At 40.4% G+C, this 12,702-nt stretch carries 14 protein-coding genes; 3 read left to right on the forward strand and 11 right to left on the reverse strand.

The window, feature by feature from the left end:
- Positions 1-61 precede the first annotated feature (61 nt).
- Positions 62-1,990 carry a molecular chaperone HtpG gene (htpG, locus tag ABFY09_RS04690; RefSeq protein WP_347983139.1) on the forward strand — a complete coding sequence of 643 codons (1,929 nt, stop codon included), beginning with the start codon at positions 62-64 and terminating at the stop codon, positions 1,988-1,990.
- Between the two features lie 197 nt (positions 1,991-2,187).
- A complete protein-coding gene (locus ABFY09_RS04695) occupies positions 2,188-3,018 on the forward strand; it encodes a DNA ligase (RefSeq protein ID WP_347983140.1) in 831 nt (276 codons plus the stop codon).
- Positions 3,019-3,088: 70 nt separating this feature from the next.
- Here ABFY09_RS04695 and ABFY09_RS04700 read toward each other — a convergent pair whose 3' ends face one another.
- On the reverse strand, positions 3,089-3,403 hold the full coding sequence (locus ABFY09_RS04700; protein WP_347983141.1) for a metalloregulator ArsR/SmtB family transcription factor: 315 nt from the start codon (positions 3,401-3,403) through the stop codon (positions 3,089-3,091).
- Positions 3,404-3,583: 180 nt separating this feature from the next.
- Positions 3,584-4,396, reverse strand: coding sequence for an exodeoxyribonuclease III (gene xthA / locus ABFY09_RS04705; RefSeq protein ID WP_347983142.1), 813 nt, complete (start codon positions 4,394-4,396; stop codon positions 3,584-3,586).
- 183 nt (positions 4,397-4,579) lie between these two features.
- Between xthA and gorA the strand changes: the two genes are divergently transcribed.
- The gene (gene gorA, locus ABFY09_RS04710) at positions 4,580-5,956 is read left to right on the forward strand and encodes a glutathione-disulfide reductase (RefSeq protein ID WP_347983143.1); all 1,377 of its coding nucleotides are present in this window, start codon (positions 4,580-4,582) and stop codon (positions 5,954-5,956) included.
- Positions 5,957-6,239: 283 nt separating this feature from the next.
- Here the strand turns inward: gorA and ABFY09_RS04715 are convergent, their stop codons facing one another.
- From ABFY09_RS04715 to ABFY09_RS04755, 9 genes are all read right to left on the reverse strand, one after another.
- Complete coding sequence (locus ABFY09_RS04715; RefSeq protein WP_347983144.1) at positions 6,240-6,902, reverse strand: HAMP domain-containing sensor histidine kinase; 663 nt, start codon at positions 6,900-6,902, stop codon at positions 6,240-6,242.
- On the reverse strand, positions 6,902-8,116 hold the full coding sequence (locus tag ABFY09_RS04720) for a response regulator (protein ID WP_347983145.1): 1,215 nt from the start codon (positions 8,114-8,116) through the stop codon (positions 6,902-6,904). Before ABFY09_RS04720 ends, ABFY09_RS04715 begins: the two co-directional genes overlap by 1 nt.
- A 26-nt stretch (positions 8,117-8,142) precedes the next feature.
- Positions 8,143-8,367 (reverse strand): DNA gyrase inhibitor YacG, encoded by a 225-nt coding sequence (gene yacG / locus ABFY09_RS04725; RefSeq protein WP_347983146.1) that lies wholly within the window; start codon positions 8,365-8,367, stop codon positions 8,143-8,145.
- The gene (coaE, locus tag ABFY09_RS04730; RefSeq protein WP_347983147.1) at positions 8,361-8,972 is read right to left on the reverse strand and encodes a dephospho-CoA kinase; all 612 of its coding nucleotides are present in this window, start codon (positions 8,970-8,972) and stop codon (positions 8,361-8,363) included. The genes yacG and coaE overlap by 7 nt, the downstream gene beginning before the upstream one ends.
- Positions 8,973-8,975: 3 nt before the next feature.
- A complete protein-coding gene (locus ABFY09_RS04735) occupies positions 8,976-9,758 on the reverse strand; it encodes an A24 family peptidase (protein ID WP_347983148.1) in 783 nt (260 codons plus the stop codon).
- Entirely contained in the window at positions 9,759-10,823 is a 1,065-nt protein-coding gene (locus ABFY09_RS04740; protein ID WP_347983149.1) for a type II secretion system F family protein, read from the reverse strand.
- Entirely contained in the window at positions 10,810-11,760 is a 951-nt protein-coding gene (locus ABFY09_RS04745; protein WP_347983150.1) for an ATPase, T2SS/T4P/T4SS family, read from the reverse strand. The genes ABFY09_RS04740 and ABFY09_RS04745 overlap by 14 nt, the downstream gene beginning before the upstream one ends.
- Positions 11,757-12,212 (reverse strand): pilin, encoded by a 456-nt coding sequence (locus ABFY09_RS04750; protein WP_347983151.1) that lies wholly within the window; start codon positions 12,210-12,212, stop codon positions 11,757-11,759. Before ABFY09_RS04750 ends, ABFY09_RS04745 begins: the two co-directional genes overlap by 4 nt.
- 61 nt (positions 12,213-12,273) lie before the next feature.
- Entirely contained in the window at positions 12,274-12,645 is a 372-nt protein-coding gene (locus ABFY09_RS04755) for a hypothetical protein (RefSeq protein ID WP_347983152.1), read from the reverse strand.
- Positions 12,646-12,702 lie beyond the last annotated feature (57 nt).

Consider the following 12,702-nt stretch of genomic DNA (forward strand, 5'->3'; position numbering starts at 1 on the left):
GAAAAGAAATACACCTTTGGACTTGGTTCAGAGGTTCATTCAAATAGGAGCAAGCTATAATATGGCAACTGATACTCAAAAAGAAACGTTAGGATTCCAAACGGAAGTAAAGCAACTACTTCATTTGATGATCCATTCTTTGTACTCAAACAAAGAAATCTTTCTAAGAGAGCTTATCTCTAACGCGTCTGACGCAGTAGACAAGCTACGCTTTGAGTCTGTCGCTAACGCAGACCTTCTCGCTGAAGACCCTAACTTACGTGTTCGTATTGAATTTGATAAAGACGCTGGCACTGTCATCATTGATGATAATGGTGTGGGTATGTCCCGTGAAGAAGCCATTACTAACTTAGGTACGATTGCTAAATCTGGTACTTCTTCTTTCCTAGAGCAGTTAAGTGGCGATCAGAAAAAAGACAGCCAGTTGATTGGTCAATTTGGTGTTGGTTTTTACTCTGCATTTATTGTTGCGGATAAAGTAACGGTTGAAACTCGTCGTGCAGGCGCAGTAGAAAGCGAAGCGGTTCGCTGGGGATCTGACGGTTCTGGTGAATTCACTATTGAGAACATCGACAAAGCCACTCGCGGTACTCGCATTACACTGTATTTGAAGTCTGATGAGAAAGATTTTGCGGATAACTTCCGTTTACGTTCTTTGGTGACTAAATATTCAGATCACATTTCTATTCCAGTTGAAATGGAAAAAACTGTTTACCCAGAAATGGATGAAGAGGGTAATCCTAAGCCAGTAGATGAAACCAAAGCACCTGAATTTGAAGCAGTGAACTCTGCGAAAGCTCTCTGGACTCGTCCTCGTAATGAAGTGACAGATGAAGAATACCAAGAGTTTTACAAGCATATTTCTCATGATTACCAAGAGCCTATGAAATGGTCCCACAACAAGGTAGAAGGTAAATTAGAATACAGCAGCCTACTTTATATCCCATCGAAAGCACCTTACGATCTTTGGAATCGTGATATGCAGCGTGGACTGAAATTGTACGTTCAGCGTGTATTCATTATGGACGAAGCGGAAGCTTTTCTTCCTCCTTACATGCGATTTGTAAAAGGTGTTGTGGATTCTAACGATTTGTCTTTGAACGTGTCTCGCGAAATTTTGCAGAACGACAATGCGGTAGATTCTATGCGCTCTGCATTGACTAAGCGTGTATTAGATATGCTAAGCAAAATGGCGAAAAACGAGCCAGAAGACTATCAGAAATTCTGGAACGAGTTTGGTAATGTCATCAAGGAAGGTCCTGCTGATGACATGGGCAACAAAGATAAAATTGCGGCTCTATTACGTTTCAGTACAACAGAGACTGATTCGCCTGAGCAAACGGTTTCTTTGGCTCAATACATTGAACGTATGAGCGAAGGTCAAGACAAAATCTATTACATCTATGCGGAAAGCCATAATACGGCGAAAAATAGCCCGCATTTAGAAATTCTTCGTAAGAAAGGCTATGAAGTCCTGCTGTTAAGCGATCGCATTGATGAATGGATGATGTCGTCTCTTCAAGAGTTTGAAGGTAAGTCTTTCCAAGACGTAACCAAAGGCAAACTTGATTTAACAGACCAAGAAAACGAAGAAGAGAAGAAAGAAAAAGAAGAGAAAGCAGAGCAAATTAAACCATTGCTTGACCGAATGAAAGCTGTACTAGAAGAGAAAGTAGCTGGAGTAAACTCAACGGCCCGCTTAACGAATTCTCCTGCATGTTTAGTCGTTGGTGAGCATGACATGGGTTTACAAATGCGTCGCTTACTTGAACAAGCTGGCCAGCAGCTTCCTGATTCTAAACCAACATTAGAAGTGAATCCTGATCACCCGATTGTTGCTAAGATGAATGAAGAGTCTGATGAAGATCGTTTTGCAGACATGGCTTGGTTGTTGTTTGAACAAGCCACTTTGTCGGAAGGTGGTCAATTAGAAGATCCTGCAACTTTTGTTAGCCGTATGAATAAGCTAATTGTTCAGTTGAGCAAATAAGCGAAGAGAAAGTAAGCTTTCTTTATGATCATGGCCTGTATTTGGAAGCAAATACAGGCCTTTTTTATTTTTAGAAGTTGGAAGGTTTGCTTCCTAAAATAAAATCGTTTAGCGTAAAGATTCGTTCGGTCAGTCAGTGTTACGGACAATACTAAGACTGGATGAAATTTTAAACTCAGATATCAAAGGACTGAATCATGAAGCTTAAAAACTGCTTACTACTTTTTCTCTGTTACTTCCCTTTCTTTTTGTTTGCAAAACCCGATGCGCAGCTGGCAAGTGTTTATTCTGAAAGCACGGATGTTAGACAATATTTAGTCAGTGAGAAATACGACGGCGTTCGTGCTATTTGGACTGGAACGACTCTAGTTTCTCGTCAAGGAAATATCATTCATGCGCCAAATTGGTTTATCGAAAAGTTGCCGAACGTGTGGCTGGATGGTGAGCTTTGGTCTAAACGAAAAGACTTTCAATTTATTATATCTACGGTAAGTAAAAATACTCCAATTGATAGTGAGTGGCAGAAAATCCGTTATATGGTGTTTGATGCACCAGATGAAGAAAAAGTCATGACGTTCGAAGCGCGCTATCAGCGTTATACACAGATAGTTAACAGTCTAGATTTGCCTCATGTGATTCCTGTTAAGCAAATTTTAGTATCAAGTAATCAGGCACTTCAGCAACTTTTAGAGGATTATGTAAAGGAGGGTGCGGAAGGGCTAATCTTACATCGTAAGCTTGCGCGCTTTGAAAGTGGACGTACCGATAGTTTGTTGAAGTTAAAGCCATACATGGACGCGGAAGCGAAAGTGATTGAGATCTTAAATGGTTCAGGGAAGTACGATGGTATGATGGGTTCTATTTTAGTAGAAATGCCGTCAGGTATACGGTTTAAAATCGGTAGTGGCTTTTCCGATGAAGAAAGACGTTCACCACCTAAAATAGGTGATTACATAACCTATAAATATCATGGTTTTACGGATCGAGGAGTGCCGAGATTTGCAAGTTACTTAAGACCTCGAAACTAAGGCTATTAGTGGCTTTTAGCCTTGGTTAGTGTGAGTTTTTATATCGCTTTGATTGGAAAGTTGTTGAGATTTATAGCGACGGGCAGAACAATCCATGTAATGTTTGAATTAACGTCTTAGCTCTCTCATCACCTAAGCTATAGAAAATAGTTTGTGACTCTCGTCTGGTGTTAACCAAGCCGTCTTTTCTCAGCACTGCAAGGTGTTGAGAAAGAGCGGATTGGCTTAAAGGTAGCTTTTCATTTAATGCTGTTACAGACAATTCTTTATCTAATAAATAGCACAAAATTATAAGACGATTTTCATTGCTCAAGGCTTTTAAGAAGCCAGCGGCTTTTGATGATTGTGTTAGCATCTCTTCCATTGAGAGTGTTGTGTTTAACATAATTCTGCTCACTTTAATTTTCGCTGCTTTATATTGGGCTTTAAGCTATAAACAAACCATCCACATTGTCTGTGGATAAATCTGGGGGTAGTCACGGTTAATAGTTGTTCTCATCAAGTAAGGCGTACATTACGTATATTTGTTTGTTTTTTGATCAGCTGTAGCTTTTCAAAACTCGACTTAATTTAAGTCAAAAGTTGTCCAAATTGGTGCATGATCTGAAGGCTTTTCTAAGCCTCTTAAATCATAATCAACGTCTGCATCTTGTAGATTAGGTGTTAAGCCATTTGAAGACATAATAACATCGATTCTTAATCCTCGCTTTGGCGTATCGTCAAAGCCTTTAGAACGATAATCAAACCAGCTAAAGCGATCGTTTTTCTCTGGATTTAGCGTGCGGTAAGTGTCAGTTAGCCCCCAATTTACAAGTGTTGTAAACCATTCTCTCTCTTCTGGTAAGAAACTGCATTTCCCTGTTTTTAACCAGCGTTTTGCGTTTGGCTCACCAATACCGATATCTAAATCTGTCGGAGAAATATTGATGTCTCCCATGACAATGATTTTTTCATCGGGTGAATGAGAGGCTAGGTACTCCATTAAATCCGCATAAAATTTTCGCTTTGCTGGGAATTTTGTTTCGTGATCGCGACTTTCACCTTGTGGGAAATAACCATTCAGAACTTTTACCGGCCCTTTAGGTGTATCAAAGGTGGCAATAATCATACGGCGTTGTGCATCTTCTTCATCACCAGGAAAACCATACTCGACTTTAGTCGCTTCTTGTTTACTGAAAATGGCGACGCCGTAATGGGACTTTTGACCGTAATAATAAGCGTGATAACCAACGGATTCAGGGATTTCATGGGGAAAGGCATCGTCGTGTACTTTAATTTCTTGTAGGCCAATGACATCAGGCGAGTGTTTTTCTACTAATGCTTCTATTTGATGTGGTCGAGCACGTAAACCATTAATATTAAAAGAGACGAACTTCATGAGAATCATTCCGTGTTGAATTTCCTTAATCATACCTAGATGTTACAAACTCATAAAGCGATTAACTCGTTAGAATTAGTTGGTTTTTTTGATCATGCTAATAAAGTCATTGTTTTTAACATTTTCAAAAACCCCTGTTACACTCAGGGGATAATTTTAATAAGCAAACATTGGAGAGCTTAAATGGCTTATCAGTACGATTTATTTGTTATTGGTGCAGGTTCGGGTGGCGTACGTGCCAGCCGTGTTGCTGCGTCAAAAGGTTATAAAGTAGCGGTTGCCGAGGGCAGCGCTTTGGGCGGAACCTGTGTGAATATTGGTTGTGTGCCAAAAAAATTGTTTGTTTATGCTTCTGAATACGGTCATGGTTTTGGCGAAGCAGCGGGTTTTGGTTGGTCAAACGAAGGTAAAAAATTTGATTGGTCTGTATTAAGAGACAATAAAACGAAAGAAATCGAACGTTTGAACGGCATTTACGGCAGCATGCTTGGTAACGCTGGAGTAGAAGTGATTTCTGGCTACGCAAGTTTTGTTGATGACCATACTGTTGTTGTCGGTGGTAAAGCCTACACGGCGGAACGTATTTTGATTGCTGTGGGAGCAAAGCCTTTCATTCCAGAGTTTCCAGGCAGTGATTTGGTTGTTAGCTCGAACGAGATGTTCTATCTGGAATCTTTACCGGGTAAAGCCTTGGTTGTTGGTGGTGGTTACATTGCTGTTGAGTTTGCGGGTATTTTGAATGGTTTAGGAGTGGATACTTCTTTAGCGTATCGTGGCGATCAATTATTACGCGGTTTTGATGAAGATGTCCGTACTTTTGCTAGTGAAGAATACGCGAAGTCAGGTATTGATGTTCGATTAAATACAGACGTTGAGCGTATTGAATTATTGGATGCTGATGATCCAAATAGTGGACGTCTGGTTCATTTTAAAGATGGAAGCTCTGAAAGCTTTGGTTTGGTTTTATATGCAACAGGTCGTGTGCCAAACGTTGCTTCATTAGATCTAGAAAAAGCGGGTGTTGAGTTTGGTAAAAACGGCGCGGTTAAAATAAATAATAACTTTCAGACAACAGCGAAGAATGTCTTCGCATTGGGGGACGTGACAGACAAGATCCAATTAACTCCTGTTGCGATCAAAGAGGCCATGGCTTTGATTGATTATTGGTTTAATGGAAAAGAAGTCGATTTTGACTACGACAACATTCCAACAGCGGTATTTAGTCAACCAGCGATTGGCACAGTAGGTTTATCTGAGCAAGAAGCGGAAGCCCGCGGCATCGACTTCCGTGTGTACCAAACAGACTTCCGTGCTATGAAGCATACCTTGAGTGGCGCAACAACACGCTCCTTGATGAAGTTATTGGTCAACAATGCTGACGATCAAGTGATCGGTGCTCACATGGTAGGCGACTACTCTGGCGAGATCATTCAAGGTTTGGGTATTGCCATTAAAGCGGGTGCGACAAAAGCGGACTTCGACGCCACTGTTGGTGTTCACCCAACGAGTGCGGAGGAGTTTGTGACTTTTTCAGCCAATGCTTTGAAAGAACGCAAATAAAATCAGCTTTATTATTGAGTTTTGAAGGGCGCTGAAAAGCGCCTTTTTTATAGGTGATTTGTACAGATTATAGTGTGATATGACGAGATTGCTTTTGCTGAGACTCATCAGTGTAACCAAGGTTTTTCTGGTTGAGTAGAGACTGGTGATTATACGCAAGCGATTTTCTACAAGTTAGAGCTGAATCAGTAATCTAACGAAAGTATTTTCGTCACATAAGAAAGCTCAAATTGGTCTGGGCTTTTTTACAAGGGTAAAATTATGAGAGTTATTCGCCTCTCGGTTATGTTAACTGTGGTAAATATACTTTTAAGCTGGCTCCACCTAAAATAGAGGCGTCTTTTTTGATGAACCCCGATGTGTGGTTGACTGTATGAGCGGTTGCAGAAAGTTCTGCAAAATACAGTCCTAATCCTGTATTCGCTTCATGAAAAACATCACCTTGTTCTTGATGTGCCTGAAAGCCTTTACCATCATCCTCTATAGCAATAACAAGAAAGCCGTCTTCTTTTTTAGCTGTGATACTAATTTCTGATTTAGCAAAACGCAATGCGTTATAAACCGCGGTGCTCACCACAGCAGTCATTAATCGCTCATCAAATACGCCCGTGAGGCTTGGGTCGCAGATGTAATCTAGCTCTAGATTTTTTGCTATTGCGGAAGGTTGAAGAGCAAATACTTGATCGTCTAAGAATTCATCCATTAAAAAAGTGTCTATATGTAGATCGTATCCATTTGACACTAAGCGATACAGGTATAAATACTCGACCCATTCATCATTGAGTTTTTTTAAAGACTCTTCAATTTGAACGATTTTGGTTTTGTTTGAACCTTGAAAGTCTGAAGTTTCTTTCAAAGTTTGCAGTTGATAAAGTAAAGTGCCTACTTGGTTTTTGCTCTCGTGTATTGCGCTCGCTAAGATTGTGCTGATATCCATTTTTTTCATTATTCACTTCCAAACACTTCTAAATATAAGACGATTTGTTGTTCTGTTGGCTTGATGGCAGCGCCAGACTTTACTTCATTGAGCCAAGTTTCATATATGTCTTTTGCGGATTGAGTGTCTTTTTCTGCTAAGAAAACATCTATTTCATAACCATATGCCTTGGCTTTAACAGCTGGGTCATCAGAGAAAGATTCTTGTATCTTTTTAAGAGTGCTATTGAAAGTATCTCTTTGGCGTGGAAGTAATGGACCTTCATCTGAAAGTCGAGCAAGAGATTCCAAGTGATTGAGGTAAACTTCTGCAGTGTTGTAACAGGAGTGCTTTGCTAAGAAAACTGCTCTTCTATAAGACATTTCAGCAGTTAAATAGTCTTTTACTAGTAAACTGATACGGCCAAGTTCCATTTGACGTAGCAGGCTTTTCGGTGATTTGCCTATAGCGTCAATAAGTGTTTCTTGGGCTTCTGTTGATTTGCCTTGGGCAATTTGGATTTTGGCGAGCCAATCATAAGCGCTAACAAAAAAGCGGTTATCTAGCATTAGCTGACGAAAATTTTGTTCAGCTTTGTCAAAGTCACCTCTTAGGAAATTCGTTTTGGCTTTGCCAAATAGAGCCCAAGGCATTTTTCTGTCTTTGATGGTGTTTCTAAACAAAATGAGTGCTTTGTCATAGTCTTTTAATTCTAAAAGGCAGTCACCAATGATTCTTTCGCATTTCCCCGTTAAGGCTGGGTATTTTTCCATGGCGGCAGTAGCTGCAGCAATGGCGTCTTCATAATTTTCCGCATCGAGAGCGATATTTACATCGAGCATACGTTCTTTTGTTTGCAGTAATTTTGCTAAACGACGCTGTAGAATGGCTTGTGAAAAAGGCTTTGTTATATAGCCGTCGGGCTGGAATTCGATAGCGCCCATGACCATTTCAATGGACGTTTCAGCTGTTACCATTAAGAAAGTAGCTGTGTTTGGAATTAATTTAGAATGTCTCACTTCTTCAAGTAATTGCTGACCGTCTTTACCATTGCCTAGATTGTAGTCGGACAATATTAAGTCAAAGGATTTGCTTCTGAGTAATTCAATGGCTGTCTCTGCTTTCATGGCAATATCAATAGAGCTGAAGCCAAAGTCGGTTAGCATTTTGCGCTGCATTATGCGGGCTTCTGCCATATCTTCTATAAGGAGTGCTTTTTTATTGGAAAAATCTTGTACAGCCATAAAGGATTACATTCCGTGTTTAGCAATTATAAAAAGGACTTATTTGGGTCAATAATTAAGTCTTCAGAAAAAATCTCATCTTCTTCCGATGTTTGTTGAGGAATAGCGTAAGACTCACTTGCCCATTCACCTAGGTCGATTAATTTGCATCTTGCACTGCAAAAAGGTCTATCTTTGTTTTCAGTTGTCCATGGGCTTTTCTTTTGGCATGTTGGGCAACTGACTAAAGTTGCAGAATTATTGTTTAGCATGGTAATGACTCTAGAATTTTGTGGTGCAATATTAAAACTTTAGCATTCATATCCGAAATGCTACCAGAGTTTTCTAAAATTAGATCCGCTCTTTTTATTCTTTCTGCATTACTTAACTGTGTGGCCATAATTTTTTCGGCGTTGTCCCTGTTTACATTATCCCTGCTCATAACTCTCTGGATTTGTATATCGGCAGGAATGTCAATTGCTATAACAAATTCACATAAGCTATTTTGCTTTGTTTCAAATAGAAGAGGGTGAACGAGCAGTCCGTACGGAGAGGAAATTTTTTTTAACTGAATTTGTATCTCGCTACGAATGGCAGGGTGAGTAAGGGTTTCTAACCAAGTTTTTTCTTGTGGCTGATTGAAGATGATGTCACGTAAAGCGCGGCGGTTTAGAGACTTGTCTTCCAGCAAAATATCATCACCATAGCGTTGGTGAATCCTATTAAGGCAGTGGGTATTTGGTTCAACAATCAGTCTAGCAACATCATCGGCATCAACACTTTGAATTCCAAGTTGATTGAAATGTTTGGTGATCGTGCTTTTGCCAGATCCAATGCCACCAGCAAGACCAATGATAGGAGATGAAATGCTCGTCATAGGTTATAAATAAAATACCAGTATCGCGGAAAAAATTAAAAATGGCCCAAATGGTACAGAGTCTGAGCCTTTTTTATTTAAGATCACATTGTATAGGATTCCGCTTAAACTTGCACAAAGTAACATAGGGGCAAGCTCGAATATTCCTAGCCAGGCTCCGATCGCTGCAATCAATTTGACATCACCCAACCCTATACCATCTGTTCCACGTACTGCTTTATATCCCCAATGCAGAGTGTAGATAGAGCCATAGCCTATAAGCAGTGCTAATACGCTACTTTCTAATGTTTGACTGATCAGGTTGATAGATAGAGCGCAGGCTAAGATGACAACACAGCACTCATCTGGAATCAGTTTATGTTCTGCATCAATGACAGCAAGCGTAATGAATGAGCTGAGTAATAATGCATGCAAAATTAATAGTTTTGTATCAGGATGAATCCATAGGAGAGGTAAGCAACAAATAAGGTGTAGCGCTTCTATTACCGGATAGCGATAAGAGATGCTCTGCATGCAATAGCGGCATCGGCGCTTGAGAAGGAAGTAGCTTAATAGTGGAATGAGGTCGAACCATGCAAGAGTGTGTTTGCAGCCTGGACATTGGGAGCGTTTTGTAGCATCTGTAAGGAATACGTTTTGAAAAGGAATGGATAAAGTCTGATGGGCTTCTTGTTGCCAGCTTAGAAACGCTTTCTCAGGCCAACGAACACTGAAAACCGCTGAAAAGCTTCCAAGGCTTAAGAAAAATAAGCTATATAAGACATATTCTAGAAATGATGCAAGCATTTATGGTATCTCCAACAAAGGGGCATACAAAGCAACAAGGGCAGAAGCGACAAATCCTCCTGCAACAAAAAGGCAAAGTGCAGGGATGATTTTTTCCAGTAGAGAAACGCTTTTCTGCCAATGTTTTTCATGGGCAGCTGAAGCTAGGGTCAAGGCTCTTTCTATGTCGCCATCTTGTTCTGCTGAGTGAAGTGCTATCGCAGATTCTTTTGGAAACCAGTGTGCCGGGAAACTATTTGTATAGTTTTGGCCTAAACGCAGCTTGTAGAAGACCACTAATATTTCCACTCTTATTGGCTCGTATTTGAAATACTCCGGCATGCTTTTTAAAGCATCTTGTAATGAAACCCCTGTTTTTCTTGTGGTGCTTAATAGGGAGAAAAGTTTGGTGAGCCTGAAATCTCCGCTGAATCTTTCTAACCAATAGACGGCATTGCCTTTGTACAAACTTTGAATGATGAGTAGCTGAAAACCGCTGCAAAATACGTAGAGCATGAGGTCTGAGGTCAGTGTGAACATTTGCTCTGTCGGGCTTCTGGTTTGTAAGGCACGGTTGATCATTAAAATAATAAGTGCGACTTGAATGATGCTAAAAGGGTAGGCGATCGATTTGAGCAACCTTTGTGACCAGCTGAGTAAGGTTTTCAATTGAAGAATAGAAACGGCTAAGCTCTCTTCACAATCCTCACGTGTTCCCTGAGAATTAATGAGCTGACAATATGGTGCTGCTGCAGGAAGAGTTAGTTTGCTAAGGGTTTCATTGAATAAAGCTCCTTTTGATAGTTCGTTATATAATGCTTTGCTAATGTTGGCTATTTTTGCGTGAGTCGATGATTGTGTGAGGTGTGAAATGGCTTGGTTAAGCTGTAAGCCTGAATGTAGCGCACTTTGTATTTCCTCATAAAAGATAAGTAGGCTTTTATAATCTAGCTTTTTGGGCTTCCATTCTTTGATTGATGTATGCCACTTTCTGTTCTTTATCTGCGAAAAAGTAAGCTCGTTTTCAGACGGGCTGTAGAGATATTCTTCATTGTTATGCTGATCTTTGAGGCTATACCAAGGCATTATTCACCTCATTATCTTGATGAGAGAAGGCTTGCCAGAGTGCTTGAGATTCGATCAGACTTTTGTAATCCAGTGGTAGGTTTTGTTTCCATAGAGGCTGCAAGCCATTGAAAATCGGTTTCTGGAACTCTGATTTGTAATGCATCGATTGATGAATAATCAATTTCAATGAACTGGCTAAAGAGAAGAAATCCACCTTCCAGCCATGGCATCTGTGTATGGCGTCTAATGCTGAGTTTGTATGAAGTGTTGCTAAAACAAGGTGCCCAGTGAGTGCGGCGTTCACGGCTAAATTGGCGGTTACCGCGTCACGGACTTCGCCCACCATAATGACGTCAGGATCTTGCCTTAAAAACGACTTTAATAATGCTGCAGAATTTAAGCCTATTGCTTGATTTGGTTCACATTGGAATAACCCAGAAATCTCGTATTCGACCGGGTCTTCAATGGTAAAAATGGTGCGCTTTCCATTATTAAGCTGCTCTAAACAAGAGTATAGAGTGGTGCTTTTGCCGGCTCCTGTTGCGCCACATACAAGAATAAGACCGCTAGGGTATTGAAGTGTAGAGTTCAATGTTTGAAGTAGGGCGGTTTGAATGCCAATCTCATTTAGTGTTAGTTGGTTTTTCTCAGGTAGTAAACGCATGGCGATCTTTTCGCCTTTGACGGTCGCTATGATACTGACTCGAATAAAAGTGCTGCGATTCCTTTCTTCGAAAAGAAATTGTCCTTCTTGGGTTCTTCTAGTTTCAGATAAATCTAAATTTGCGCGTATTTTTATGCGGTTGATTAGGCTGCTGTTTGGCAGAAGCTCGGCGACTTTATTTAATTGACCATAACAGCGCTGGTGGATTTGTATGCCAGAGTTAGTGTGCTCAATGTGTATGTCTGTGGCTTTTTCGTTGACTGAATTTGAGATGATTTCTTCTAGTGTCATTCTTCTTCTCCCGCAGACGTACTTACACACTGGTTCGGTAGAATGTTGTTATCTAAGTCAGAGGAGCAGCTCCAGTTTCTATTGCTATCACGGGAGTAGGTAAGAAATTCGCCTTCAGCAATGGCGGTGCTGGTATTGAATGTTAATTTGATGTCGCCTGTGTCATTACTTTGATTTTCCACAATGATGGATTTAACAATAGAGTTTTCGGATAAGGTGCTTTTTATTAAATCGAATTCGCTATTGGTAGGAAAATCCCCGTTTAAGAGAATGAACTCTTCTACAAGAGATTGGTGTTGGGTGGCGAGGTTCTGAGCCTCTATGAGTTTAGCTTTGGCAATTTGGCGTGTAAATGTGGGAGCGGATAAACTAGCTAGAATGGAGATAATGGCAATAACTACCATAAGTTCTAAGAGGGTAAAACCACGTAAATAGGGACGAGAGATCTGCATTCTTCACTCCTTGAAGATTCATTAATGGCATCCTGCCAATTCGTTTGTGTTTTATTGCGGGTTAAACAGTTTGATCGAGAGAGCCTCCTGTTAGCTTGGCTTCATTATCAATCTTATTAGATTGGTTGTGAGTAGAGAAAGTTGTGTAGATTAGCTCATTCTGATCGAACTCTTCTTCCAATTCTTCAATCAATTGTTTGGGTACCTTACTTTCGATTTCATCAAGCTTCTTTCTATTATCCTGGGACAGTGCTTGACCTTCCTCGGATATGGTGACGATGAGATCGCTAGAAGCTTTTGCATTTCGCGCATTTAGAGCGGCTATGTTGGTGTCTTCATCTGAGCGCAAGTCAAACGTCGTGTAACCTGGCGTAGTTGTACTGGTTAATGTGTGACTTGAAACCGCGATGGAATGTGGAAGACTTCCAGACATAATAATCACCAACTTAGATAAGCTATGTAATAAATACTAATTGGCATTCGATGATAT

This window comes from Marinomonas sp. 5E14-1, assembly GCF_039939215.1.
Taxonomy (GTDB): Bacteria; Pseudomonadota; Gammaproteobacteria; order Pseudomonadales; family Marinomonadaceae; genus Marinomonas.